Source organism: Pseudomonas sp. IT-P176 (assembly GCF_949767245.1).
Lineage (GTDB): Bacteria > Pseudomonadota > Gammaproteobacteria > Pseudomonadales > Pseudomonadaceae > Aquipseudomonas.
Genome location: NZ_CATKPN010000028.1, coordinates 94766 through 121497 on the forward strand (window position 1 = coordinate 94766; position 26732 = coordinate 121497).

The 26732-nt window shown below is 62.4% G+C and carries 23 protein-coding genes; 11 read left to right on the forward strand and 12 right to left on the reverse strand.

What is annotated here, in order from left to right; translation table 11 throughout:
- Nucleotide 1: 1 nt before the first annotated feature.
- The 9 genes from murD (at nt 2) to lpxC (ending at nt 10471) form a co-directional block, all read left to right on the forward strand.
- The gene (murD, locus tag ACM6IP_RS02905; RefSeq protein WP_414860917.1) at nt 2–1348 is read left to right on the forward strand and encodes a UDP-N-acetylmuramoyl-L-alanine--D-glutamate ligase; all 1347 of its coding nucleotides are present in this window, start codon (nt 2–4) and stop codon (nt 1346–1348) included.
- Nucleotides 1345–2562 carry a putative lipid II flippase FtsW gene (gene ftsW, locus ACM6IP_RS02910; protein WP_095168938.1) on the forward strand — a complete coding sequence of 406 codons (1218 nt, stop codon included), beginning with the start codon at nt 1345–1347 and terminating at the stop codon, nt 2560–2562. Before murD ends, ftsW begins: the two co-directional genes overlap by 4 nt.
- Nucleotides 2552–3622 carry an undecaprenyldiphospho-muramoylpentapeptide beta-N-acetylglucosaminyltransferase gene (gene murG, locus ACM6IP_RS02915; protein ID WP_401128404.1) on the forward strand — a complete coding sequence of 357 codons (1071 nt, stop codon included), beginning with the start codon at nt 2552–2554 and terminating at the stop codon, nt 3620–3622. Before ftsW ends, murG begins: the two co-directional genes overlap by 11 nt.
- A complete protein-coding gene (gene murC, locus ACM6IP_RS02920; protein WP_095168936.1) occupies nt 3615–5075 on the forward strand; it encodes a UDP-N-acetylmuramate--L-alanine ligase in 1461 nt (486 codons plus the stop codon). The genes murG and murC overlap by 8 nt, the downstream gene beginning before the upstream one ends.
- The gene (locus tag ACM6IP_RS02925; RefSeq protein ID WP_095168935.1) at nt 5072–6028 is read left to right on the forward strand and encodes a D-alanine--D-alanine ligase; all 957 of its coding nucleotides are present in this window, start codon (nt 5072–5074) and stop codon (nt 6026–6028) included. Before murC ends, ACM6IP_RS02925 begins: the two co-directional genes overlap by 4 nt.
- Before the next feature lie 4 nt (nt 6029–6032).
- Nucleotides 6033–6899 (forward strand): cell division protein FtsQ/DivIB, encoded by an 867-nt coding sequence (locus tag ACM6IP_RS02930; RefSeq protein WP_095168934.1) that lies wholly within the window; start codon nt 6033–6035, stop codon nt 6897–6899.
- 14 nt (nt 6900–6913) lie between these two features.
- Nucleotides 6914–8176, forward strand: coding sequence for a cell division protein FtsA (gene ftsA, locus ACM6IP_RS02935; RefSeq protein WP_095168933.1), 1263 nt, complete (start codon nt 6914–6916; stop codon nt 8174–8176).
- A gap of 74 nt (nt 8177–8250) precedes the next feature.
- Entirely contained in the window at nt 8251–9447 is a 1197-nt protein-coding gene (gene ftsZ, locus ACM6IP_RS02940) for a cell division protein FtsZ (protein ID WP_095168932.1), read from the forward strand.
- Nucleotides 9448–9559: 112 nt separating this feature from the next.
- Entirely contained in the window at nt 9560–10471 is a 912-nt protein-coding gene (gene lpxC / locus ACM6IP_RS02945) for a UDP-3-O-acyl-N-acetylglucosamine deacetylase (RefSeq protein ID WP_007939852.1), read from the forward strand.
- A gap of 71 nt (nt 10472–10542) precedes the next feature.
- Here lpxC and ACM6IP_RS02950 read toward each other — a convergent pair whose 3' ends face one another.
- From ACM6IP_RS02950 to ACM6IP_RS02980, 7 genes are all read right to left on the reverse strand, one after another.
- The gene (locus ACM6IP_RS02950) at nt 10543–12051 is read right to left on the reverse strand and encodes a sensor domain-containing diguanylate cyclase (protein WP_095168931.1); all 1509 of its coding nucleotides are present in this window, start codon (nt 12049–12051) and stop codon (nt 10543–10545) included.
- Nucleotides 12052–12328: 277 nt separating this feature from the next.
- The gene (locus tag ACM6IP_RS02955) at nt 12329–13648 is read right to left on the reverse strand and encodes an OprD family porin (RefSeq protein ID WP_414860918.1); all 1320 of its coding nucleotides are present in this window, start codon (nt 13646–13648) and stop codon (nt 12329–12331) included.
- A gap of 193 nt (nt 13649–13841) precedes the next feature.
- Nucleotides 13842–14066: a hypothetical protein gene (locus ACM6IP_RS02960; protein WP_095168929.1), complete on the reverse strand. Its 225-nt coding sequence runs from the start codon at nt 14064–14066 to the stop codon at nt 13842–13844.
- A gap of 141 nt (nt 14067–14207) precedes the next feature.
- Nucleotides 14208–15572: a heavy metal sensor histidine kinase gene (locus tag ACM6IP_RS02965; protein WP_095168928.1), complete on the reverse strand. Its 1365-nt coding sequence runs from the start codon at nt 15570–15572 to the stop codon at nt 14208–14210.
- On the reverse strand, nt 15562–16239 hold the full coding sequence (locus ACM6IP_RS02970; protein ID WP_414860919.1) for a heavy metal response regulator transcription factor: 678 nt from the start codon (nt 16237–16239) through the stop codon (nt 15562–15564). Before ACM6IP_RS02970 ends, ACM6IP_RS02965 begins: the two co-directional genes overlap by 11 nt.
- Before the next feature lie 8 nt (nt 16240–16247).
- The gene (locus ACM6IP_RS02975; protein ID WP_414860920.1) at nt 16248–19343 is read right to left on the reverse strand and encodes a multidrug efflux RND transporter permease subunit; all 3096 of its coding nucleotides are present in this window, start codon (nt 19341–19343) and stop codon (nt 16248–16250) included.
- Nucleotides 19340–20509, reverse strand: coding sequence for an efflux RND transporter periplasmic adaptor subunit (locus ACM6IP_RS02980; RefSeq protein WP_414860921.1), 1170 nt, complete (start codon nt 20507–20509; stop codon nt 19340–19342). Before ACM6IP_RS02980 ends, ACM6IP_RS02975 begins: the two co-directional genes overlap by 4 nt.
- 230 nt (nt 20510–20739) lie before the next feature.
- Here ACM6IP_RS02980 and ACM6IP_RS02985 point away from each other — a divergent pair, with 230 nt between their 5' ends.
- On the forward strand, nt 20740–20985 hold the full coding sequence (locus ACM6IP_RS02985; RefSeq protein ID WP_095168924.1) for a hypothetical protein: 246 nt from the start codon (nt 20740–20742) through the stop codon (nt 20983–20985).
- Between the two features lie 45 nt (nt 20986–21030).
- Here the strand turns inward: ACM6IP_RS02985 and ACM6IP_RS02990 are convergent, their stop codons facing one another.
- The 5 genes from ACM6IP_RS02990 to norR all read right to left on the reverse strand — a co-directional run bounded on the left by ACM6IP_RS02990 (nt 21031) and on the right by norR (nt 25377).
- Nucleotides 21031–21780, reverse strand: a complete 750-nt coding sequence (locus tag ACM6IP_RS02990; protein ID WP_414860922.1) for a YkgJ family cysteine cluster protein — start codon at nt 21778–21780, stop codon at nt 21031–21033.
- An 80-nt stretch (nt 21781–21860) separates the two neighbouring features.
- Nucleotides 21861–22187, reverse strand: coding sequence for a hypothetical protein (locus ACM6IP_RS02995; protein ID WP_159997869.1), 327 nt, complete (start codon nt 22185–22187; stop codon nt 21861–21863).
- A 59-nt stretch (nt 22188–22246) separates the two neighbouring features.
- Nucleotides 22247–22705: a GNAT family N-acetyltransferase gene (locus ACM6IP_RS03000; RefSeq protein WP_414860923.1), complete on the reverse strand. Its 459-nt coding sequence runs from the start codon at nt 22703–22705 to the stop codon at nt 22247–22249.
- A gap of 27 nt (nt 22706–22732) precedes the next feature.
- Nucleotides 22733–23635, reverse strand: a complete 903-nt coding sequence (locus tag ACM6IP_RS03005; RefSeq protein ID WP_095168920.1) for a chemotaxis protein CheV — start codon at nt 23633–23635, stop codon at nt 22733–22735.
- 185 nt (nt 23636–23820) lie between these two features.
- Nucleotides 23821–25377 carry a nitric oxide reductase transcriptional regulator NorR gene (gene norR, locus ACM6IP_RS03010; RefSeq protein ID WP_414860924.1) on the reverse strand — a complete coding sequence of 519 codons (1557 nt, stop codon included), beginning with the start codon at nt 25375–25377 and terminating at the stop codon, nt 23821–23823.
- A gap of 157 nt (nt 25378–25534) precedes the next feature.
- Here norR and hmpA point away from each other — a divergent pair, with 157 nt between their 5' ends.
- Nucleotides 25535–26716: an NO-inducible flavohemoprotein gene (gene hmpA, locus ACM6IP_RS03015; protein ID WP_414860925.1), complete on the forward strand. Its 1182-nt coding sequence runs from the start codon at nt 25535–25537 to the stop codon at nt 26714–26716.
- The last annotated feature ends 16 nt before the right edge of the window (nt 26717–26732 follow it).

Below are 26732 nucleotides of genomic sequence, written 5' to 3' on the forward strand. Positions count from 1 at the left end.
AGTGTCTCTGATCGCTTCTGACCACTTCCGCATCGTTGTCGGCCTCGGCAAGAGCGGCATGTCCCTGGTTCGCTTCCTGGCGAACCGGGGCGTGGCGTTCGCTGTGGCTGACACGCGGGACAATCCACCGGAGCTGGTCACGCTGCGCCGTGACTACCCGCACGTGGAAGTGCGTTGTGGCGAGCTGGATGTCGAGTTCCTGTGCCGTGCCGACGAGCTCTACGTGAGCCCCGGCCTGGCGCTGGCTACACCAGCCCTGCAGGCGGCGGCTGCCCGTGGCGTGAAACTGTCCGGTGACATCGAGCTGTTCGCGCGTAACGCGAAAGCGCCGATCGTCGCCATCAGCGGCTCCAACGCGAAAAGCACGGTGACCACCCTGGTCGGCGACATGGCGGCTGCGGCCGGCAAGCGTGTGGCCGTGGGCGGCAACCTCGGAACGCCGGCGCTCGACCTGCTGAGCGACGATGTCGAGCTGTACGTGATGGAGTTGTCCAGCTTCCAGCTCGAAACCACCGATCACCTGGGCGCTGAAGTGGCCACCGTGCTCAACGTCAGCGAAGACCACATGGACCGCTACAGCGGCCTGCCTGCCTACCACCTGGCCAAGCACCGGATCTTCCGCGGCGCGCGGCAAGTGGTGGTCAACCGCCAGGACGCCCTGAGCCGGCCGCTGATGGGCGAGGGCCTGCCGTGCTGGACCTTCGGCCTCGGCAAACCTGACTTCAAGGCCTTTGGCCTGCGTGAAGAGAACGGCGAGAAATACCTGGCCTTCGAATTCACCAACCTGATGCCGGTGCGCGAGCTGAAAATCCGTGGCGCCCACAACCAGTCCAACGCCCTCGCGGCCTTGGCGCTGGGGCACGCCGTCGGCCTGCCGTTCGACGCCATGCTCGCCACCCTGCGTACCTTCGCCGGCCTCGAGCACCGCTGCCAGTGGGTGCGTGACCTGGACGGCGTGAGCTACTACAACGACTCCAAGGCCACCAACGTCGGTGCCGCCCTGGCGGCGATCGAAGGCCTGGGCGCCGACATCGACGGCAAGCTCGTGCTGATTGCCGGCGGCGATGGCAAGGGCGCTGAATTCAAGGACCTGCGTGATCCGGTCGCGGCAAACTGCCGTGCGGTGGTGTTGATGGGCCGTGACAGCGAGCTGATCGGCCAGGCCATCGGCGACGGTGTACCGCGGATTCGCGTCAACTCGCTGCTCGAAGCGGTCGCGCAATGCCGCGCCGTGGCCCAGCCCGGTGATGCCGTGCTGCTGTCGCCCGCCTGCGCCAGTTTCGACATGTTCAAGAACTACGAAGAGCGTGGGCACCTGTACGCCCAGGCCGTGGAGGACTTGGCATGAACTTGAGAAACATCATCAAGCCTTACCCGTCGCCGATCATCACCGGGCGCGGTATCGACCTCGACTTCCCGATGCTCGCCGGGTGCCTGGCGCTGATCGGCCTGGGGCTGGTGATGATTGCATCGGCCTCCACTGAAGTGGCAGCCGTGCAGTCGGGCAGCGCCCTGTATTACATGATTCGCCACCTGATCTACGTCCTGCTTGGCCTTGGGGCCTGCATCGTCACCATGATGATTCCGATCGCCACCTGGCAACGCCTGGGCTGGCTGATGCTGATTGGTGCGTTCGGCCTGCTGGTGATGGTGATCATCCCGGGGATCGGCCGCGAAGTGAACGGCTCGATGCGCTGGATCGGCTTCAGTTTCTTCAACGTCCAGCCTTCGGAAATCGCCAAGGTGTTCGTGGTGATCTACCTCGCCGGTTATCTGGTGCGCCGGCAAAAAGAAGTGCGTGAAAGCTGGATGGGCTTCTTCAAGCCGTTCATCGTGCTGCTGCCGATGGCGGGCCTGTTGCTGATGGAACCGGACTTCGGGGCCACCGTGGTGATGATGGGCGCGGCGGCAGCGATGCTGTTCCTTGGCGGGGTCGGGCTGTTCCGCTTCTCCCTGATGGTGGTCCTGGCCGTGGCGGCCGTGGTGCTGTTGATTCAGGTGCAGCCGTATCGAATGGCGCGCCTGACCAACTTTGCCGATCCATGGGCCGATCAGTTCGGCGCCGGTTACCAACTGTCCCAGGCCCTGATCGCGTTTGGTCGCGGTGAGTGGCTGGGAGTTGGCCTGGGCAACAGCGTGCAGAAGCAGTTCTACCTGCCGGAAGCCCACACCGACTTCGTGTTCTCGGTCCTGGCTGAAGAGCTGGGCGCCATTGGCTCGCTGTGCACCGTCGCACTGTTCACCTTTGTCTGCATCCGCGGCATGTACATCGGTTATTGGGCCGAGAAGTCCAAGCAGTTCTTCGCCGCCTACATCGCCTACGGCTTGTCGTTCCTGTGGATTGGTCAGTTCCTGATCAACATCGGGGTGAACGTCGGCCTGCTGCCAACCAAGGGCCTGACCTTGCCGTTCCTCAGCTATGGCGGCAGCTCGCTGGTGATCTGCTGTGCGTGCCTGGGGCTGTTGCTGCGTATCGAGTGGGAGAGTCGGACCCACCTGGGCAGCGAAGAGATGGAGTTCAAGGAGAGTGATTTTGCCGAGGAGCCAACCCATGGGCGCTAATGTGCTGATCATGGCGGGCGGCACCGGTGGCCACGTGTTCCCGGCACTGGCCTGTGCCCGCGAGTTCCAGGCGCGCGGCTACACCGTGCACTGGCTCGGCACGCCCCGTGGCATCGAAAACGAGCTGGTACCCAATGCGGGCCTGCCGTTGCACCTGATCAACGTCAGTGGCCTGCGCGGCAAGAGCAAGTTGTCCCTGCTCAAGGCACCTTTTGTGCTGCTCAAGGCGGTGTTCCAGGCGCGGGCAATCATTCGTCAGCTGAAGCCGGTGTGTGTCCTTGGTTTTGGCGGGTATGTCACCGGCCCTGGTGGCGTAGCAGCCAGGTTGGCCGGCGTGCCGGTGATCGTTCACGAACAGAATGCCGTGGCCGGTACCGCCAATCGGTTGCTGGTGCCCTTGGCCGCGCGAGTCTGCGAAGCTTTCCCGGACACCTTTGCTGCCCGTGGCAGCCGGCGGACCACCGGTAACCCGGTGCGCGCCGAGTTGTTCCTCGATACGCCGCGCCCGGCCCTGGCCGGACGCCAGGCGCGTTTGCTGATCCTGGGCGGAAGCCTGGGGGCAGAACCCTTGAACAAATTGCTGCCTGAAGCCTTGTCACAGGTTCCCGTCGAACTGCGCCCGGAAGTGTTCCACCAGGCTGGCAAAAACCACGATGAAGTGACTGCCGAGCGCTACCGCGCTGCCGGTGTCGAGGCGCAAGTGCAGCCGTTCATCAAAGACATGGCCCAAGCCTACGGCTGGGCCGACCTGGTGGTCTGTCGCGCAGGTGCGCTGACTGTCAGTGAGCTGGCTGCTGCCGGTCTGCCCTCGATGCTGGTGCCTCTGCCCCACGCGATCGACGATCACCAGACCCGCAATGCCGATTATTTGGCTCGTGAAGGCGCTGCCTTCCTGATGCCGCAAAGAACGACCGGCGCCGCAGAACTGGCTGCGCGCCTGACCGAGGTCCTGATGCAACCACAACGACTCAACGACATGGCTGGCGCAGCTCGTCGCCTGGCCAAACCGGATGCCACCCGTAACGTGGTCGATATCTGCCTGGAGGTGGTTCATGGTTGAGAATCAGAAAGCCATGCCGCAGCCGGAAATGCGCCGTATCCGTCGTATCCACTTCGTCGGCATCGGCGGTGTGGGCATGTGCGGGATCGCCGAAGTGTTGCTGAACCTGGGCTATGAAGTGTCCGGTTCCGACCTCAAGGCTTCCCCCGTGACCGAGCGCCTGGAATCCTTTGGTGCACAGATTTTCCTCGGCCACCGCGCCGAGAACGCCGCGAATGCCGATGTGCTGGTGGTCTCCAGTGCCGTGAACACCTCCAACCCGGAAGTGGCGACCGCGCTCGAGCGCCGTATCCCGGTGGTGCCGCGTGCCGAGATGCTAGCCGAGCTGATGCGCTATCGCCACGGCATCGCCGTTGCCGGTACCCATGGCAAAACCACCACCACCAGCCTGATCGCCTCGGTGTTCGCCGCCGGTGGCCTGGACCCGACCTTCGTCATCGGTGGCCGCCTGAATGCAGCAGGTACCAATGCCCAGCTCGGCACCAGTCGCTACCTGATCGCCGAAGCCGATGAAAGCGACGCCAGTTTCCTGCACCTGCAGCCGCTGGTGGCCGTGGTCACCAACATCGACGCCGACCACATGGCGACCTACGACGGCGACTTCAACAAGTTGAAGAAAACCTTCGTCGAGTTCCTGCACAACCTGCCGTTCTACGGTCTGGCGGTGGTGTGCCTGGACGATCCAGTGGTTCGCGAGATCCTGCCGCAGGTCAAGCGCCCAACCGTCACCTACGGTTTCAGCGAAGACGCCGACGTGCGTGCAATCAATGTTCGCCAGCAGGGCATGCAGACCTTCTTCACCGTGCTGCGCCCTGATCGCGAGCCGCTGGATGTGTCGGTGAACATGCCGGGCAACCACAATGTGCTCAACTCCCTGGCGACCATTTGTATCGCTACTGACGAAGGCGTCAGCGATGAAGCCATCGTCCAGGGCCTGTCGGGCTTCCAGGGTGTCGGCCGCCGCTTCCAGGTCTACGGCGAGCTGCCGGTCGAAGGCGGCAGCGTGATGCTGGTGGACGACTACGGCCACCATCCGACCGAAGTGGCCGCGGTGATCCAGGCCGTGCGTGGTGGCTGGCCGGAGCGTCGCCTGGTGATGGTCTATCAGCCGCACCGTTACAGCCGCACCCGTGACCTGTATGACGACTTCGTCAATGTCCTGGCCGATGCCAACGTGCTGCTGCTGATGGAAGTCTATCCGGCCGGCGAAGAGCCGATCCCGGGCGCCGACAGCCGCAAGCTGTGCAACAGCATTCGCCAGCGCGGCCAGCTTGACCCGATCTACATCGAGCGTGGCGTCGACCTCGCGCCGCTGGTCAAGCCGTTGCTGCGTGCCGGTGACATCCTTCTGTGCCAGGGCGCCGGTGATATCGGTGGCCTTGCACCCAAATTGTTGAAAAGTTCGTTGTTCGCAGGCGCCGTTGCCGCGCCTAGCGAGGGGAAGTTGAAATGACTGCAGCCTACGCCAACCTGTTCTCGACTATCGCCCCGCAAGACTTCGGGCGTGTCGCCGTGCTGTTCGGTGGCAAGAGCGCCGAACGCGAAGTCTCGCTGAAATCCGGCAACGCGGTGCTCAGTGCCCTGCAGAGCGCCGGTGTGGATGCGTTCGGGATCGACGTCGGTGACGACTTCCTGCAGCGCCTGCTCGATGAAAAGATCGACCGTGCGTTCATCATTCTCCACGGTCGTGGCGGTGAAGACGGCAGCATGCAAGGCCTGCTCGAGTGCCTGGGTATTCCGTACACCGGCAGTGGCATCCTCGCTTCAGCCCTGGCCATGGACAAACTGCGCACCAAGCAGGTCTGGCACACCTTGGGTATTCCGACCCCGCGTCACGCCGTGCTGAGCAGCGAAGCTGATTGTATTTCGGCAGCGACGGAACTGGGCTTCCCTTTGATCGTCAAACCGGCGCATGAAGGTTCAAGTATCGGTATGGCCAAAGTGACATCAGCGTCTGAATTGACCGACGCCTGGAAAGCGGCCAGTACCTACGATTCGCAAGTGTTGGTCGAGCAATGGATTCAAGGTCCGGAGTTCACCATCGCCACGCTGCGCGACCAGGTGTTGCCGCCGATCGCCCTGGGTACGCCGCACACTTTCTACGACTACGACGCCAAGTACCTGGCTTCCGATACCCAGTACCGGATCCCGTGTGGCCTCGACAGTGCCAAGGAACAAGAACTCATGGACCTTACGGCGAAAGCCTGTGAGGCGCTGGGTATCGCCGGTTGGGGACGGGCTGACGTGATGCAGGACGCCGAAGGGCAGTTCTGGTTCCTCGAAGTCAACACCGCACCGGGCATGACCGATCACAGCCTGGTGCCGATGGCGGCCCGGGCAGCCGGCCTGGATTTCCAACAGTTGGTGTTGGCGATCCTGGCTGCAAGCATTGAGCCGCGAGGGTAAGTCCATGCAAGGCGCCCAGCTACGTCATCAGCCACCCGCTCCCGGCCGCAAGCCGGTACCGCGGGGTGCCAGCCGAATGGTGGCCAAAGAGCCGATGTCGGTGCGCCTGCCGAAAGCCAATTTTGGTTTTCTCAAAGCGGTGTTCTGGCCGGTGCTGCTGGTTGCGTTGGGGTTCGGTACCTATGAGGGTGCCCAGCGCCTGATGCCGTACGCGGACCGCCCGATCACCAAGATCAACGTGCAGGGCGACTTGAGCTACATCAGCCAGCAAGCGGTACAGCAGCGGATCGCCCCCTACGTGGCGGCGAGCTTCTTCACCATCGACCTGGCGAGCATGCGCACCGAGCTGGAACAGATGCCCTGGATTGCCCACGCCGAAGTGCGTCGCGTCTGGCCTGACCAGGTGGTAATTCGCCTGGAAGAACAACTGCCCGTGGCCCGTTGGGGTGACGAGGCCTTGCTGAACAACCAGGGCCAGGCGTTTACCCCGCGTGAACTGGCCAATTACGAACATTTGCCACAGTTGTTCGGCCCGCAGCGGGCCCAGCAGCAAGTGATGCAGCAGTATCAGGTGTTGAGCCAGATGCTTCGGCCACTGGGTTTCTCCATTGCCCGGCTGGAGTTGCGTGAACGCGGCAGTTGGTTCCTGACCACAGGTGCCGGCAGTGCGGGGCCGGGGATCGAGTTGTTGTTGGGCCGCGGCAACCTGGTGGAAAAGATGCGCCGCTTCTTTGCCATCTACGACAAGACGCTTAAAGAACAGATTACGAACATTGCGCGCATCGACCTGCGTTATGCCAACGGCCTTGCCGTCGGCTGGCGGGAACCTGTAGCGCCCACGACGGCCCAACCCGCCGTCGCGAAGAATTGAGAAGAGGCAGGACCATGGCAAACGTGCAAAGCGGCAAAATGATCGTCGGTCTGGATATCGGTACCTCCAAGGTGGTGGCACTGGTAGGCGAGGTCGCGGCCGATGGCCAACTGGAAATCGTCGGGATCGGTACCCATCCTTCCCGCGGCCTGAAGAAGGGCGTGGTGGTGAACATCGAGTCCACCGTGCAGTCGATCCAGCGCGCCATCGAAGAAGCGCAACTGATGGCCGGTTGCCGGATCCACTCGGCGTTCGTCGGCGTGGCGGGTAATCACATCCGCAGCCTGAACTCCCACGGCATCGTCGCGATCCGTGATCGTGAAGTCAGCTCCGCCGACCTCGAGCGCGTGCTCGATGCTGCCCAGGCAGTGGCGATCCCGGCCGACCAGCGGGTCCTGCACACCTTGCCGCAGGACTACGTGATCGATAACCAGGAAGGCGTGCGCGAGCCGCTGGGCATGTCCGGCGTGCGCCTGGAAGCCAAGGTCCACGTGGTCACCTGCGCGGTCAATGCGGCACAAAACATTGAAAAATGCGTGCGCCGCTGCGGCCTGGAAATCGACGACATCATCCTCGAGCAACTGGCTTCGGCGTACTCGGTGCTGACCGATGACGAGAAAGAGCTGGGTGTGTGCCTGGTGGACATCGGTGGCGGTACCACCGACATCGCGATCTTCACCGAAGGCGCGATCCGCCATACCGCGGTGATCCCGATTGCCGGTGACCAGGTGACCAACGACATCGCCATGGCGTTGCGCACCCCGACCCAGTACGCCGAGGAAATCAAGATTCGTTACGCCTGCGCCCTGGCCAAGCTGGCCGGTGCCGGTGAAACCATCAAGGTGCCAAGCGTTGGTGACCGTCCGCCCCGCGAGCTGTCCCGCCAGGCCCTGGCCGAAGTGGTCGAGCCGCGTTACGACGAGCTGTTCACCCTGATCCAGGCCGAACTGCGTCGCAGCGGCTACGAAGACCTGATCCCGGCCGGCATCGTGCTGACCGGTGGCACGTCGAAGATGGAAGGCGCGGTCGAACTGGCCGAAGAGATTTTCCACATGCCGGTCCGCCTGGGCGTACCCCATGGCGTCAAGGGCCTGGACGATGTAGTACGCAACCCGATTTATTCAACCGGTGTTGGTTTGCTGATGTATGGCCTGCAAAAGCAGTCCGACGGCATTTCCTTCTCGGGGATCAGCAGCAGCCGCGATAGCTACAGCAACGAAGAGGCCAAGAGCCCGTTGCTCGACCGCATCAAGAGCTGGGTCCAGGGCAATTTCTAAAGATTTACCGCAACACCGTTACAAGCAGTAGGCGCAGTAGGCGAAAAAAACTAGAGAATTGAAGGAGAGGGAAAATGTTCGAACTCGTAGACAACATCCCCGCAAGCCCGGTCATTAAAGTCATCGGTGTTGGCGGAGGCGGCGGCAACGCTGTCAATCACATGGTCAAGAGCAACATTGAAGGCGTTGAGTTCATCTGCGCCAACACTGATGCCCAGGCGCTGAAAAGCATCAGCGCGCGGACCATCCTGCAACTGGGCACCAGCGTAACCAAAGGCCTGGGCGCCGGCGCGAATCCTGAAGTCGGTCGTCAGGCCGCCATGGAAGACCGTGAGCGCATCGCCGAAGTACTGGCGGGCACCAACATGGTGTTCATTACCACCGGCATGGGTGGTGGTACCGGTACCGGTGCTGCACCTGTAATCGCCGAAGTGGCCAAGGAAATGGGGATCCTCACCGTTGCGGTGGTGACCCGTCCGTTCCCGTTCGAAGGTCGCAAGCGTATGCAACTGGCCGACGAAGGTATTCGTCTGCTGTCCGAAAGCGTCGACTCGTTGATCACCATTCCCAACGAGAAGCTGCTGACCATCCTCGGCAAGGACGCCAGCCTGCTGTCGGCTTTCGCCAAGGCTGACGACGTGTTGGCCGGTGCCGTGCGCGGTATCTCCGACATCATCAAGCGTCCGGGCATGATCAACGTCGACTTCGCCGACGTGCGTACCGTGATGAGCGAAATGGGCATGGCGATGATGGGCACTGGCTGCGCCAGCGGTCCGAACCGTGCACGTGAAGCGACTGAAGCGGCCATCCGCAACCCGTTGCTCGAAGACGTCAACCTGCAAGGTGCGCGTGGCATCCTGGTGAACATCACCGCCGGTCCTGACCTGTCCCTGGGTGAGTACTCCGACGTGGGTAGCATCATCGAAGCCTTCGCTTCCGAGCACGCGATGGTCAAGGTCGGTACCGTTATCGATCCAGACATGCGCGACGAACTGCACGTGACCGTTGTTGCTACCGGTCTGGGCGCGAAAATCGAGAAGCCGGTCAAGGTCATCGACAACACCGTCCACACTTCCATGACCAGCGCCCCGGCTCCTTCTGCCGCTGCCGCACGTCCGGAAATGCCGTCGGTGAACTACCGCGACCTGGACCGTCCAACCGTGATGCGCAACCAGGCTCAGGCCGGCGCAGCGGCGGCGGCAAAGCTCAATCCGCAAGACGATCTGGATTACCTGGACATCCCGGCATTCCTGCGTCGTCAGGCCGATTGATGAAATGTATCAGGCGTATTAAGTTGATTGGTGTTCAGCAAAGGTCTGGTCTGCTATTATCGCCAGCCTTTGTTGATACCAGTTCGCACTTTGCGCTGAAGCGGCCCATGCCATGATTAAACAACGCACCCTGAAGAATATTATCCGTGCCACAGGTGTCGGCCTGCACTCCGGGGAGAAGGTCTACCTGACCCTCAAGCCTGCACCTGTCGACACTGGCATTGTGTTTTGTCGTGCCGATCTCGACCCTGTGGTGCAGATTCCTGCTCGCGCAGAAAACGTTGGCGAAACCACCATGTCGACCACTTTGGTCAACGGTGACGTCAAAGTGGACACGGTGGAGCACTTGCTCTCGGCCATGGCTGGCCTGGGCATCGATAACGCCTACGTCGAGCTCTCCGCGTCCGAAGTGCCAATCATGGATGGTAGCGCTGGACCTTTTGTATTCCTGATTCAATCGGCTGGCCTGGAAGAACAGGATGCCGCCAAGAAGTTCATCCGTATCCTGCGTGAAGTGACAGTGGAAGATGGCGACAAGCGCGCCACTTTTGTCCCTTTCGAAGGTTTCAAGGTGAGCTTCGAGATCGATTTCGATCACCCGGTGTTTCGTGACCGCACCCAAAGTGCCAGCGTGGATTTTTCCAGCACTTCGTTCGTAAAAGAAGTCAGCCGCGCCCGGACCTTTGGTTTCATGAGTGATATCGAGTACCTGCGCAAGCACAACCTCGCACTCGGCGGTAGCGTTGAAAATGCCATCGTGGTCGATGCGGACGGTGTATTGAACGAAGACGGCCTTCGCTACGAAGACGAATTCGTCAAGCACAAGATCCTCGACGCCATTGGCGACCTCTACCTGCTGGGCAATAGCCTGATTGGTGAGTTCAAGGGCTTCAAGTCCGGCCACGCACTGAACAACCAGCTTCTGCGCAAATTGATTGAGCAGACAGATGCTTGGGAAGTCGTGACTTTTGAAGACGCCAGCACTGCTCCGATCTCTTACATGCGCCCAGTTGCGGCAGTGTAAGTAAAAACCTCTCTAGTTTTTAAAGGCTGCCTTCGGGTGGCCTTTTTTTATGCCTGGCGCAAATACCGGACCTACTCCTGCGCACTGACCACGCAGTTGCGTCCCCGGTGCTTGGCCTGGTACAGCGCCTTGTCAGCGGTGTACATCAGGTTTTCCAGGCTCTGGTTCGGTTGCCCCGTGGAGGTACTGAGGCCGATGCTGACGGTCATGGGCGATTCGTCGGCGGCAAAGGGCGGTAGTCGTTCGACCGCCGCACGAATATTTTCAGCGATGCGCAGTGCACCGGCGGTATCGGTTTCGGGCAGCACCGCGGCGAACTCTTCGCCGCCATAGCGTGCAGCGAGATCAGCCGGGCGGCGGATATTTTCGCTGATGACCCTGGCCAGCACGCGCAACGCATCATCCCCGCCTTGATGACCATGCCGGTCATTGAAGGCTTTGAAGTGATCGGCGTCGATCATCAGCACCGACAGCGGTTTCCCCGAGCGATGGGCACGCGACCATTCGCGATTCAATACCGTATCCAGGGTGCGGCGGTTGGCCACTCCGGTGAGCGAATCAATGGCCGCCTGCTGGGCGAGTTCCTGCTCGGCGTGCTGGCGCAAACGCAGCTCGCGACACAGCAGTAGGGCCAGCCACATCAGGCCGATGCACAGCACACCGGTGGCACCACTGATCACATAGGCGGTGCGTTTCCAGGTGGCGAAGACTTCGTCCATGGACAGCGCCACGATCACCGTCAATGGCAGATTGCCGACGCGCGAGAAGGTGTACAGGCGATTGCGGTGGTCCATGCTTGAGACACTGCTGAAACTGCCTGTGCCTTCGCGCATGATTCGAACCACATTGGGGCGGTTGCCGAAGCTCTTGCCGATGCTGTTGTCACGCAGCATGGGTTTTTGCGCGAGCAGAATACCGTCCTTGTCGAGCACATTGAGGGTGCTGTCGTTGCCGATGTTCAGGCTCTTGAACAACTCGTCGAAATACGCGAGACGCATGGACGCCACGGCCACGCCGAGAAACTCGCCGGAGGGTGAAGAGATGCGCCGGCTGAAACTGATGCGCCACTGCTCGCTGTCGGGGCACTCACAGCGGGGTTTGAAAGGACGGCTGATAAACATCCCGGTGTCATCGTTGAACGCATGAGCCAGGAAGTAATCACGGTCGGCGAAGTTCCCCGGCTTCGGGGTCACCAGGGAGGAGTCGGCGATCACGTTGCCATACTTGTCCAGCAACAGCAGGTCGCCTTTGAAACGTGCGGTGCTGGAGCGATCGAACAGCACCAGGTGACGGATCTGTGCCGACACCTGTTGCAGGTCGTCACGCTGGGCGGCGGCAATCAGGCCTTGCAGTGACAGGTCATAGAGTTCGACGTTGCGCAGCACATCCGCGTCGATCAACTGCACGATATTGGTCGCGCTGCGGGTCGCCGCCTGCATCGCGTTGGCGTGCTCGCGTATCAGCAGGAAAGTGACGATGGCGATGATGGCAATGACGGTCAGCGAGCTGCCCAGAATCAGCATGAATTCGGGGCGGCGGGTGTTACCCGTCAAGTGGAGGTGCGTACGGCTTGCACTCATGGTTCTGATTTCTGCAGAGGGACATCATCAGCGTAGTTCCCGAACGGGCCGGGCGGCATTGCAGATATCAGTTCGTTGATCGTTAGCTTGGTTGCATATATAGATCCCAGGCGCAAAAAACGCCAGCCCCGCGATGAAGCATTATGTAGGAGCGAGCTTGCTCGCGATGGACGTGAACGAAAACGCACGAATGCCGTGAACATCCGGCGCTCTGCGGTTCATCGCGAGCAGACGGAGGGCCGCCCGGCTCATTCCCATAGGTATGCGCAGGCGCGCCTTAGAAAACGTTCAGCGGGTAGTCGAGGATCACCCGGTACTCATCGGTGTCGTTGTCCAGTGCGCCATAGCCGTTGCCACCCCGGTTGGTTGCCCATTGCAGGCGCACGGCGAGGTTTTTCGCCGTGCCGTCCTGGACCACGTACTGCAGGTCGAGATCGCGCTCCCAGTGTTTGGCGTGCTGGCCGTCCGCGTTGTACCACGCGCCATAGCCGGGGCTGTGCGGATCGACTTTGCGCAAGTCGAGGGTGCCGCGCGAATAGGACAGGGCCGAGGTCAGGCCGGGCATGCCCACAGCGGCAAAATCATAGGCGTACTTGAGCTTCCACGAACGCTCGTTGGGGCCGTTGAAGTCCGAGTATTGCTGCGAGTTGTCGAGGTAGACGCTGTCGCCCTGGGCGATGTAGTCAAACGGGGTATTACCGTTCACCCGCTGGTACGCCGCCGTGACGCTGTGATTACCGACACCGAGGGTCAAATGCAGGCTGTAGGTGTTGTTGTCGATCGCCCCCAGCAGCGCCTCGCCACTGTCCTGGGTGTGATAGTAGTGCAGGCCCGGGTTCAGGCCGACGTGCTCGCTCAGCGAGTAGTTGTAGTCGAGGTCGTAGTAGTACTGGTTCCACACGTCCTTGAGCTCGGAGGCGTACAGGCTGCTGCTAAGCCCTGGCACCGCGCTCCAGGCCACGCCGGCCCAGTTCAGGTGGCGGCTTTCGTCACCCTCGGCCAAGGTCCCGTAGGCAGTGCCGATGCGCTGGTGCCCGCTCTGGTTGTACGGCTTGGTGAAACTGGCCTGGCCACCTTCGAGCAGCCAGCCGTCGAAGCTGTGGTTGCTCAGGCTGACGCCGCGAAAAGTCTGCGGGAGCATGCGGCTCATGCCGCCGGCGATCACCGGGTTATTGAGGAACAGGTCACCGGCCTTGAGCTCCGTGTCCATGGCGCGCATTTTCAGGGTCGCGCCGCTGGTGGAAAACGACCCCGGGGCTTTGCCGTTGCCATCGCCGGTCGGCAGGATGCTGGAGCCGTCGGTGCCGCCCCCGCCATCGAGTTTCAGCCCGAGCATGGCATTGGCGTCCAGGCCAAAACCCAGTGGCCCCTGGGTGTAACCCGACTCGAATTGTCCGAGAAAACCCTGGCCCCACTCGATGTTGTCATCAGCCTGCTGCAGGCGATTGCGGTTCATGTAGTAGTTGCGGGCACTGAGGTTGAGGCTGGAACCCTCGACAAAACCTTCGTGCGGGGAGTTTTCGGTGGCCTGGGCGGCGGTGGGGATCGTTGCGGCGATTGCAATGAACAGAGGGCACAGTTTGACGGTGATACTCACGTGGGGTACAGCTCCTTGGCGCAATGACCTGTAGGGTCATTGTTTGAAATCCGGTGTTTCTTATTAAGGGGGACGTGCGCGCGCGGGGCAAAAACACAATAAAAAAAAGCCGCTGATAGCAGCGGCTTTTAAGACAACTTCACTTGGGAAAGAGCCGAGTAAAGTGTCGAGGGAAACTCGAAACGCCGATCAATCAGCTGTCTTTCTCAACCTGCGGCTGAGCCTGGACAGTCGCTGCTTGCGGGGCGTGCTCAGGGTTTTGCGCCTTGGCGGTCAGTTCGTTCTGGGCCTTGTCGAAGGCGGCTGCACGCGCGGCATTCTGCGCGATAAAGGCTGGCGACTCTTCGGCCATGGCCAATGGCGAGAGGAACAAGGACGACAAAACGAAAGCGCTGGCAATACCCATACTGTTGGACATCTGAAAAACCTTCTTGCTTGGCAAGTGCTGTTTGGTGCGGGCAAAGATAAGGGGCGCGGGTAAAAGGAAACAGAGCGGATTACAGAAAGGACTGTTGCGGGAACAGCAATAGTTGGTGCCGCGCCCAGCCTGCGGATGCCATTAGATGGGCAGGTAGATACCGAAGGTATTGACCCCTTCGTCACTGCGCACAAACACATCGCCGCCGTGCATCAGCGCAATTGCCTTGACGATGGCCAGCCCCAGGCCGTGGTTGGCGCCACTGTTGCTGCGCGAGGCGTCGACCCGGTAGAAACGCTCGAACAGGCGCGGCAGGTGTTCGCTGGCAATCGGCTCGCCGGGGTTGGTCACTCCAAGGCGAACCTGATGGTGTTCGGCGTCGATCCGCACCTCGATCACCTGTCCGGGCGCGGTGTGTTGTACCGCGTTGTTCAGCAGGTTGATCAAGGCCCGGCGCAGGTGGGCGATTTCAATCCGCACCTGGGCGTCACCGCTGACCCGGACCTGGACCTGGGCATCCTCGAGGATGAAGTCCAGGTAATCCAGGGTGGTCGCCACTTCATCGGCCAACGAGGTGCTGGTGAGTTTGGTGGCCTTGCTGCCCTGGTCGGCGCTGGCCAGGAACAGCATGTCGTTGATGATCGAGCGTAACCGCTCGAGCTCTTCCAGGTTCGATTGCAGCACTTCGAAGTAGTGTTCCGCCGAGCGTCCGCGCGTCAGGGCTACCTGGGTCTGGCCGATCAGGTTGGTCAGCGGTGAACGCAGTTCGTGAGCGACGTCGGCGTTGAACGATTCCAGGCGGGTATAGGCCTGTTCGACCCGCTCTAGGGTCGAGTTGAACGAGGTGACAAACTGATCGAGTTCCGGCGGCAAGGGCGACAGTTGCAAGCGCGCCGACAGCAGCGGTGGGGCCAGACGTTGCGCTTCCTGGGATAACTTGATCAATGGCTTGAGGCCAATTCGCGCGACCCAGTAACTCAATGCGGAGGCCAGCAGTACACCTATGATCGCCAGGCTGATCAGGGCGATCAGCAGGTGATGCTGGGTTTCATAAAAAGTCTGCGTGTCGATGCCGATCATGAAGCGCAACGGCGGGCGCTGATCCTTGGCCGGGAACTGGCTGACCAGCACTTTCAGTGGGTAGGGCTGCTCTGGTAACTGCAGGTCGCGCATGCCCAGCGGGCCTGCGGCGAAGGCGCGGATCTGTGGGGTGATAGCGCCGTATTCGTAACGGCTATCGCCGCTGATGATCCAGAAACTGATGCACTTGTCACCTTCGCCCAGCAGATTGAGTTTGTTGTTGATCTTGACCCAATGTTCCGGGGTGCCATGACTGCCCACCGTGGATTCGAGCACTCTGTAGCGCGCATCCAGCTCCGCTTCCGGCAATAGGCCCAGAGCCTTGTCGACCTGCTGGTACAAGGCCCAGCCGATCACCAGGAACACCAGCGCGGCCACCAGGGTGAACATCGCGCTCAGGCGCAGGGCGATCGAGTTACGAGGCACGACGGCTCTCCAGCACATAGCCCATGCCACGGATGGTGTGCAGCAGTTTCTCGTCGAACGGGCCGTCGATTTTCGCCCGCAGGCGCTTGATTGCCACTTCAACGACATTGGCATCGCTGTCGAAATTGATGTCCCAGACCATTTCGGCAATCGAGGTTTTCGAGAGGATTTCACCTTGGCGCCGGGCCAGCACGCTGAGCAACGAGAATTCCTTGGCCGTCAGGTCCAGACGGGTACCGGCGCGGGTGGCCTTGCGGCTGAGCAGATCTATCCACAGGTCGGCCACGCTCACCTGCACCGGTTCATGCCCGCCACTGCGGCGGGTCAAGGCCTGCAGGCGGGCCACCAGTTCGAGGAACGAGAAGGGCTTGCCCAGGTAATCGTCGGCACCCTCGCGCAGGCCGCGGATCCGGTCCTCGACCCGCTCGCGGGCGGTGAGCATGATCACCGGCGTCTGTTTGCGCGCCCGCAAGGCCCGCAGCACGCCGTAGCCATCCAGCCCCGGCAGCATCACGTCGAGGACAATCACCGCATAGTCGCTTTCCAGCGCCAGGTGCAAGCCTTCGATGCCATCGGGGGCGACGTCCACGGTGTAGCCTTGTTCCGTCAGGCCGCGATACAGGTAGTCTGCGGTTTTTTCTTCGTCTTCAACGATCAGGACACGCATGACCCGCCTCAGTGTGTAGTCGCCAGCGCAGGTGCTGGTGTAGGCCGATGAAACAGCCGTTCAAGCCACAAGTATATGACGGGCGTGGTAAACAGCGTCAGCGCCTGACTCACCAGCAAGCCGCCGACCACGGCAATCCCCAATGGCTGGCGCAATTCGGCACCGGGGCCGTGGCCCAGCATCAGCGGCAGGGCGCCCAGCAAGGCGGCGAGGGTGGTCATGATGATTGGCCGAAAGCGCGTGATACAGGCCTGGTAGATCGCGTCCTCGGGCGTAAGCCCACCCTTGCGCTGGGCATCGAGGGCGAAGTCGATCATCAGGATGCCGTTTTTCTTGACGATGCCGATCAGCAACACCAGGCCGATCAGCGCCATGATCGAGAAGTCCTGGCCCAGCAGCCACAACATGATCACGGCGCCGAGGCCTGCCGAGGGCAGGGTCGAGATGATCGTCAACGGGTGCACGAAACTCTCGTAGAGCACCCCGAGAATGATGTACACCGCCACCAGCGCCGCCAGGATCAACCAGGGCTGGCTGGCCAGCGAACTCTGGAATGCCTGGGCTGCGCCCTGGAAGTTGCCGTTGACCGAGGTCGGCATGCCGATTTCGGCTTTCGCCTGGTTGAGCAGGATCACCGCATCGCCCAGGGCCACACCAGGCGCCAGGTTGAACGACAGGTTGGCGGCGGGGAACATGCCGTCGTGGGCGATGGACAGCGGGCCGATGGTCGGTGCGTCGAAGCGGGCCAGCGCCGACAGCGGCACCATCTCGCCGCTCAGGGGCGAGCGCAGGTAGAAATACGCCAGGCTTTCGGCCTTGCCCCGTTGCCGGGTGTCCAGTTCGAGGATCACGTTGTACTGGTTGATCTGGGTCTGGAACTCATTGACCTGGCGCTGGCCGAAGGCGTCGTAGAGTGCTTCGTCGACATCACTGGCGGTCAGCCCGAAACGCGCGGCCGCCGCCCTGTCGATGGTGATGTGGGTAATGCTGCCGCCCAGTTGCAGGTCGTTGGATATGTCGCGGAAAGCCGGGATGCCGCGTAGCTTGTCCGTCAGGCGCTGGGTCCATAGGTTCAACGTCGGGCCGTCGTTGCTCTTGAGTACGTACTGATACTGTGCCCGGCTGGGGCCGGAACTGAGGTTGATATCCTGACCAGCCCGCAGGTAGAGGACGATGCCGGGGACGTTCATCAGCTGTGGGCGAATCCGGTCGATGAACTCACTGGCCGACACATCGCGCTCGCTCCGAGGTTTGAGGGTGATCCAGAAGCGGCCGTTGGCGATGGTCTGGTTGCTGCCCGAGACGCCCACTGAGTGGGAGAACACCTCCACGGCCGGGTCGGCGGCGACGATCTTGGCCATTGCCAGGTGTTTTTTCACCATGTCGTTGTAGGAGATGTCGGCGGCGGCTTCTGTAGTGCCGAAGATGAAGCCGGTGTCCTGAATAGGAAAGAAGCCCTTGGGGATAAACACATAACCGGCGACGGCCATGCTCAGGGTCAAACCGAAGACCCCGAGCATCAACTTTTGGTGGGCCAGGGCGCGACGCAGTCCTTTTTCATAGAGCGCCAGCAGGTACTCACCAAAGCCAGGCTTGGCGTGGGCGTCATGTTTGGGGGCACGCATGAACAGCGCTGCCAGCGTGGGCGCCAGGGTCAGGGACACCACCACCGAAATCAGGATGGTCGAGGTGGCCGTCAAGGCAAACTCCTTGAACAGGCGCCCGACCACCCCGCCCATGAACAGCAACGGAATGAACGCGGCCACCAGCGAGAAGCTGATCGAGACCACGGTGAAGCCGATCTCGCTGGCGCCCTTGATCGCCGCCACGCGTTGGTCGTCGCCGGCCTCCAGGTGGCGGTGAATGTTCTCCACCACCACAATCGCATCGTCGACCACGAAGCCGACCGAAATCACGATCGCCACCAGGGTCAGGTTGTTGAGGCTGAAGCCCATCACATACATCAGGGCAAAACTGGCGATCAACGACACCGCGAGCACGCTGGAGACGATCAGCGTCGCCGACAGCTGGCGCAGGAACAGCGCCATCACGGCCACCACCAGCAACACCGCGATCAACAGCGTCAGTTCTACCTCGTGCAGCGAGGCGCGGATGGTCTGGGTACGGTCGATCAGCACCTTGACCTCGACCGACGCCGGCAGCATCGCCTGCAGGCTGGGCAACGCGGCCTGGATACGGTCGACGGTCTCGACGATATTGGCCCCCGGCTGACGGAAAATTACCAGGTTGACCCCCGGCTGCGTGCCGGACCAGGCCTGCACGTAAGCGTCCTCCGCGCCGTTGACCACCCGGGCGACATCGCGCAGGTGCACCGGTGCGCCGTCTTTGTAGGAGACGATCAGTTCGCCGTATTCCTCGGGGTGGAACAGTTGGTCGTTGGTCGCCAGGGTGGAAATGCTCGACTCGCCATACAGCGCGCCCTTGGCCAGGTTGAGGCTGGTTTGCTGGATGGCCAGGCGAATGTCGGCCAGGGTCAGGCCGATGGCGGCGAGCTTGTCGGCCGAGGCCTGGACCCGGATGGCCGGGCGCTGCTGGCCGGTGATGTTGACCTGGCCGACGCCGTCGACCTGGCTCAGTTGGCGCCCGAGCAGGGTTTCGGCGTAGTCGCTGAGTTCGGTGCCGGGCATTTGTGTCGAACTGACGCTGAGGATCAGCACCGGGCTGTCGGCCGGGTTGACCTTGCGCCAGGTTGGCAGGGTCGGCATGTCCTTGGGCAGTTTGCCCGCAGCGGTGTTGATCGCGGCCTGGACTTCCTGGGCGGCGGTGTCGATGCTCTTGTCGAGGGTGAACTGCAAGGTCAGGTTGGTCGAACCCAGGGCACTGCTGGAAGTCATCTGGGTCATGCCGGGGATGGCGCTGAATTGCACCTCCAGGGGCGTGGCCACCGACGAGGCCATGGTGTCCGGGCTGGCGCCGGGCAGCAGGGCGTTGACCTGGATGGTCGGGAACTCGGCTTCCGGCAGGGGCGCAATCGGCAATCGCGGGAAGGCGATCAGGCCCAGCAGCACCAAGGCGAAGGTCAACAGGACGGTGGCCACCGGGTGATCGATGCACCAGGCGCTGATCCCCCTGCGGGCCGTCATGGCTGCTGCTCCGAAACGGTGGCCTGGGTCAGTTCCGGTGGTTCGTCGAGGATCTGCACGCGACTCCCCGGCTTGAGTCGCGACTGGCCATCGCTGACCAGGACGTCACCGGCCTGCACGCCCTTGATGATGTTCAGGTCGCTGTTCTGATAGACCATCTGCACCGGCACCGATTCGACCTTGCCATCCGTCACCCGGTACACAAAGTGCTGGTCCAGGCCGCGCTGGACCACCGTCGGCGGTACCACCAGGGCCGCCTTGTCCAGCGCGGTCTGGATCTTGATCGTCACCAGTTGCCCGGGCCAGAGCTTTTGCCCGGGGTTGTTGAATTCGGCCTTGGCGCGAATGGTGCCGGTGTTGGCGTTGATCTGGTTATCGATCAGCGTCAGGTGGCCTTCCCCGAGCAAGTTGCCGGTCTGGCCGTCGGTATCGGCTCCCAGGTAGGCGTCGACCGCGGCTGCGGGCGTCGCGCCGATCAGGCCTTGCAAGGTCGGCAGCATCTGCTGTGGCAGGGAGAACTCGACGGCGATCGGGTCGATCTGGGTCACTGAGAACAACCCTTGGGTATCGCTCATGCGCAGGAAGTTGCCTTCATCCACGGTGCGAATCCCGACCCGCCCGGTCACCGGTGAACGTATCTGGGTGTAGGAGAGTTGCACCTGCGCCGCGTCGATGGTGGCCTGGTTGCCCAGCAGGGTGGCTTTCAACTGATTGACCAGGGCCTGCTGCTGGTCGTAGGTCTGTTTCGACACCCCGTCATCGGCGCTCAGCAGCTTGTAGCGCTGCAGATTGACCTGGGCCACCTGCAACTGGGCCTGGCTTTCGCCCTGTTGCGCGCGGGCCTGATCGAGGCTGGCGCGGATCGAGCGATCGTCGATGGTGGCCAGTAGGTCGCCGGCTTTGACCCGTTGGCCTTCCTTGACCAGCAGGCGGGTGAGGATGCCGTCGATCTGCGGGCGAATGACCACGCTGTGCAACGACAACACCGAGCCGATGCCGCTGACATATCGCGGTACATCGCGCTGCGCGACGCTGACCACCCGCACCGGCACCGCCGTCGACGCGGCGAGTTTGCTCGAAGCTGGCCGGAGCAGGGTCCAGGCCCCGGCGGCGACAAGCACGACGAGGGTAGCGACAAGCAGGAGCGTGGTTTTTTTGCTGGGCATCAGGTCAATCGCCGGGGCCGGTGGGTCGGATAGGTAGCCAGTATGCCTCCGTTATAGCCCCACGATCCGGTCAGCAGGGTGACGGCTAACTGACAGGGCGGACAGCTTGGCGCTTGAAGCTTGCAGCTTGCCGCGGCTCTTCCCGCTATACTGCCGGCTCTTCCCGCTATACTGCCGGCTTTTCGCGACCCATCATCCGGGCGCGACTCAACGCTACACCCGGAGCATTCATGACTTCCCCGACACAAGCGCCTGCGGCTGACGACCAGGCTGACCTGCCAGACAGCGTCGACTCCAGCGCCGACAGCGACAGCAACGCCGCGATCCCGGCCTTCAAGTTCCCGTTCAAGCCAGGTGCACTGGCTGCCGCCAAGGCTGGCAATCAGCCGTGGTACAAGAATGGCGCCAAGAATGGCCACACCAAGGTTCCGGGCGCCGCGCCACCAGGTACCCGTCGCTCGATGGGCAAACGCTGATTTGCTGAGCTTGCGCAGTGGTCATCAGGCCACTGCCATTGCGGCCTAGGCCGCCTGCAACGAGATAAAGGCGTAATTCAGGGGCTGCGCAGTCGTCACCCGCGCTCCGGCGGCCTGCACCTGATCGGCCAGCGCTGCCTCCGACAGATGAAACTGCCATTGCCCGACCGCAGCCAATTGCGGTTCGGCCTGAACCTGGTCGATGGCGGCGGCAAACGCGGCCATATCCGGCAAATAGGCGGTAAAACCGTCGCCCTTGAGGGCTGCGGTGTAAATTCCCAGGCGTGTGCAAATCCCTTCCTTGGCTTGAATGTCGTCCCGATCGGCCTGGCGCGAATCTTCGATCAGGCTTGCCAGCGCCGGGTCGACCAATTGGCCGCCGACGATCAACTCAGGCCCCTGCTGCCATGACTCGGGCGGGCAGTCCTTGGCTCCCGGTGTCAGGGGGATGTGTGGGTTGATCTCCATCGGGTAGATCCGGCACACCAGCGGCCGACGCTCATAGATCCGGCACAGGTTGTCTTCGTCAAGATTCCGGCAGCGGCCCGCATTGAAGGCGGCGAAGGTAATCGTCACGTAGGCGTGGGTGTCACCGCTGGGCACCACCACTGAACGGCGGCGGGCGTGTTCGCGCTGCACGGCCGGCAGGCCCAGGCCGTTGTCCAGGAACCCTTCGACTAGCACGATCACTGCGCCGCCATCCGCTGCCCACATGCGGGCTTCGGCGAGAGTCAGGGGCACATGGTGGTCATTGCAGCATTTGCCGCAGCCTACGCAGGAAAACGATGTGTTCATGGGGGCGTTCACAGTCCGAAAGCGTCAGCGATGACAAAAAAACAGCGCCGGGGCCTGGTGCGAAGCAAGTTGTGCGCCAGTCATTGACCCTGGGTGGCCGGGCGCACCGAGTCCCATTCTGTGACATGGGCGGTCTTGCTTTTCTTGTGGTAGAGGCACAGCTCCGTGCCCCGCTGTCCCTTCATGTGCTTTTGCGGGTACTGGCCCTCAAGCAGCAAGGCGCTGTAGCCGACGCGATCATCGAACAACGCGGCATTACCCACCGGCTTGGCGTGGCTCAACTGGCTGGCCTTGGTGCAACTGGCGAGTACCGCCTTGTCGTAGGCGGCCCAGGCGTCGGGGCTCGAGGCCTGGGCGTGGAGTGCGAGGCTGGTCAGGGCGATGAAGAGCAGGGCAGGGGATCGCATGGCAGGACTCCAGATAGGTCGGATAGGGAGTATGCCTGATGCAGTTGTGGGGGGCGTTCTCAGTCGGGCACGGGTTCCTGGCGCACCAGGCGCATGCCGCAACTGTCATACAACTGCCGAGCCCGATGGTTGTCCTCCAGCACCTTCAAATCGACAAACCCTTCGCGACGCTGCTGGAAAACGCTGAAGGCATGCAGCAGCAACGCCCGTCCCAAGCCCTGCCCCCGGGCGCGGGGATGCACCACCAGGTGCTTGATGTAGGCGCTGGTCCAGCACTGGATCACGCCGACCAGGCCCTGCGCGTCGGAGGCGATGAAGCATAGTTGCGGATCGTATTCGGGGTCGCGCTCAAAACGTTCGCGCCAGGTAGCCAGGGCCGAGACCTGACCGCCGCCCTGGCGATAGCCGGCCTCTAGCAACTGATGCACCGCCTCGGCCATCGTCGGTTGGTAGCTGGTCAGGCTGATACCCGCCGGCCAGTCGCAGGGCGCGAGGGGGCCGGCCAGTTCGCGGCGCATTAACAGGCAGTAAGCCTGGACCACGGCTCAATGACCCTGCTGCGCCACCGCTTTGGCGGCGTCGATCAGGCATTGGGTCAGCTCCGGCGAGGAGAACTTGGTCAGCACCGCATTGGCTCCGGACAGTCGGGCTTTTTCACTGTTCATCGCGCTGTCCAGGGAGGTATGCAGCAGCACGTAGAGGTGGGCAAAATCGGGGGTTTCGCGCAGGGTCCGGGTGAAGGCGTAGCCGTCCATTTCCGACATCTCGATGTCCGAGACAATCAGGTTGATCTGCTGCGCGGTGCCTTGCAGTTCCAGCAGGCAGTCGATGGCCTCCTTGGCACTGCGGGCGGTGTGGCATAACAGCCCGAGGTGACGCAGGGTATGTACCGACTGTTGCAGCGCCACCTGGCTGTCGTCGACCACCAGGATGCGCGCGTTGCCCAGCAACTCGGCATCTTCCATGCTCAACTCGGTGGGCGCCATTTGCACCGGCTCCGGGGCAATGCCGTGGATGACCTTCTCGATGTCCAGCACCTGCACCAGCGTGCCATCGACCGAGGTCACGCCAGTGATGTACGAACGTCCGCCGCCCGAGCCATACGGCGGCGGGCGAATATCGGAGGTCAGGCAGTGCACGATCTTGCTCACCGCCTGCACGTGCAGGCCCTGTTTCGAGCGGCTGACGTCAGTGACGATCAGGCAGCCACCGTCCGGGTCCGCCAGGGGCCGCTCGCCGATGGCGCGGCTCAGGTCGATGACCGACAACGAGTTGCCGCGCAGGGTGGCGATGCCTTTGACGTGGGGGTGCGACTCCGGTAGCCGGGTCAGCGGCGGGCAGGGGATGATTTCACTGACTTTCAGCAGGTTGATCGCCATCAGCTTGCCACTGCGCAAGGTAAACAGCAGAAGCGAAAGTGAATCTGCGCGGGCTTTGGTGGAGGACATAAAAACCTTCTGTGGAAAAGGTGGCGGAGGATCGCGGGAGCGCCGACAACTATTGATAACGGGTTATCGACTTGTCGGCGGCAGGCTTTAGGGCCGGTACGACCTTTGTCGCCGCTGCCGAGCCCGCGAGGCTGCGTCAACGGCCGCAGGACGTTCATTCGGCTTGGCAATACCGTTGGGGGCGATCATTTCATGCCCAGCCGCTTGGCCATTCGCCCCAGGTTCGCCCGGTCCAGGCCCAGTTCGCGGGCGGCGCTGGCCCAGTTGTGCTGGTGGCGCTCCAGGCACGCGCTGATCAGTTGGCGCTGGTACTGCTCGGTGGCCTGGCGCAGGTCGCCGTTCATCTCCAATGCTGGCGCAGGTGCGGCGGGCGCAGGCACTGCGCTGATCTCAAGGGTGTCGTGGGGCAAGTCCAGGTCGATCGCACTGAGGCTGAGGATCTTCGGCCGTTCGCGGGAATTGCCCAGCGCCTTCAAGGCACTGCGGCCGATCAGGTGTTCCAGTTCGCGGACATTGCCCGGCCAGCTGTAAGCCAGCAGCGCGGCCTGGGCATCGCTGGACAGGCGCAGACTGTTGAGGCCCATGCGCGAGCGATTCTGTTCGAGGAAATAGCCACTGAGCAGCAGCACATCGCGCCCGCGATCACGCAGGGCCGGCACCAGCAGTGGATACACGCTCAGGCGATGATAGAAGTCGGCGCGGTAGCGGCCACTGCGCACTTCTTCGGCGAGGTCGCGGTTGGTGGCGGCGATCAGGCGCACGTCGACCTGATGCTCCTTGTCCGATCCGAGGCGCTGCAGCTGGCCGCTTTGCAGGACGCGCAGCAACTTGGCCTGCACTGTCAGGGACAACTCGCCGACTTCGTCGAGAAACAGGGTGCCGCCATTGGCCAGTTCAAATTTGCCGCGGCGGTCACTGGTGGCACCGGTGAAGGCCCCGCGCACATGGCCGAACAGCTCGCTTTCCACCAGGGTATCGGGCAGGGCGGCGCAGTTGAGGCTGATGATCGGCTTGTGGGCCCGCGCTGATGCGGCGTGAATTGCCTGGGCCACCAGCTCCTTGCCGACCCCGGTTTCCCCGGTGATCAGCACCGTCAGGTCGCTGCCGCCCACCAGTTTGATCTCCTCCACCAGGCGCTTGTGCGCCTTGCTCTGGCCGATCATTTCGCGGTCCTGCTGGCCGCTGGCCTGCCGATAGACCTCGGCCCGCTGGTGCTCGTCTTCGACCCGATTGGCCAGCCGCTCAATGCGCTCGGCGGCGTTGACCGTGGCGGCTGCCAGGCTGGCGAAGGCCTGCAGGGCATCCAGTTCGATGGGTTCGAAGCGTTCCGGGTCCAGCGCATCCAGGGTCAGCAAGCCCCAGGGCCGCTCATCGATAAACAGCGGGCAGCCCATGCAGTCGTGGACCTCCAGGTGCTCGTCGAGGCCATCGACCAGGCCGTCATAAGGGTCCGGCAGCTTGCTGTCGGCGGCAAAGCGTGTCGGGCCAGGGCTGCTGAGCAGCGCCTCGAAGCGCGGGTGCTCGCTGACCTTGAAGCGCCGACCCAGGGTGTCGGTACTCAAGCCGTCGACCGCCAGCGGCACCAGCCATTCGCCATCCAGGCGCAGCAGGGCGGCGGCATCGCAGGGCAGCAGGGCACGCATGGCTTCCAGCAGGCGCCGGTAGCGCTCACCTTCGGGCAGTTCGCGGGACAGGTCAGAGACCAGCGGCAGCAGGGTGGTCAGCAGGGATTTTGCAGTCATATTGACTCCATGTAGTCGAGGTGACTATAAAACCCCAAGGGTCGTTATGACTACATATTAATCAAATCATTGATTTATAACGATTTAATACTTGGCATGGAAACTGATACCCAAAGGGTAATCCATTAAAAGCAGTCGTTCAGGAGTTCATCCCCTTATGCTTAGCGCTCAAGACCGTGCCATCGTCAAATCCACTGTGCCACTGCTGGAAAGCGGTGGTGAAGCCCTGATCACCCACTTTTACCGCATGATGCTCAGCGAATACCCGCAAGTGCGCCCGCTGTTCAACCAGGCGCACCAAGCCAGCGGCGACCAGCCCCGGGCCCTGGCCAATGGCGTGCTGATGTACGCTCGGCACATCGACCAGCTCGACCAGTTGGGCGATCTGGTGGCGAAGATCATCAACAAGCATGTGGCCCTGCAGATTCTTCCCGAGCACTATCCGATTGTTGGCAGCTGCCTGTTGCGCGCCATCAGTGAAGTGCTCGGTGACGAGATCGCCACGCCCGAAGTGATGAATGCCTGGGGCGCGGCCTATGGCCAACTGGCTGAGATCCTGATCGGTGCCGAAGCCGTGATCTACGACCAGAAAGCCGAAGCTGTCGGCGGTTGGCGCGGGGCGCGCGAGTTCATCCTGGCCCAGCGGGTCGAGGAGAGCGCGGAAATCACCTCGTTCTACTTTGAACCCGCGGACAAGGGCCCGATCCTTGCCGCAGAGCCAGGCCAGTACATCGGCATGAAGCTGCTGCTGGACGGTGAAGAGATTCGTCGCAACTACTCGCTGTCGTCCCTGGGTACCGACGGCCAGTACCGCATCAGCGTCAAGCGCGAAGCCGGCGGCCGCGCTTCGAATTACCTGCATGACCAGTTCCAGGTCGGTGCCCGCATCGAACTGTTCCCGCCTGCTGGCGACTTTACCCTGACGGCCAGCGACAAGCCGCTAGTGCTGATCAGCGGCGGGGTGGGCATCACCCCGACCCTGGCCATGCTCGAAGCGGCCCTGGCAACCGAGCGGCCGGTGCACTTTATCCACTGCGCGCGCAACGGCGGGGTGCATGCCTTCCGTGACTGGATCGACGGCCTGGCCGCGCGTCATCCGCAACTCAAGCGCTTCTACTGCTACGCCGAAGATGACGGAATCAGCCCGGCGGCCGACCAGGTCGGGTTGCTGAGCCAGGAGCAGTTGGGCAACTGGTTGCCCGAGCAACGGGACTTGGATGCCTACTTCCTGGGGCCCAAGGGTTTCATGGCGGCGATCAAGCGTCACCTCAAGGCGTTGGGTGTGCCGGAGAGCCAGAGCCGTTACGAGTTCTTTGGGCCGGCTGCGGCGCTGGAGTAACGGCAAAGGGGCGATT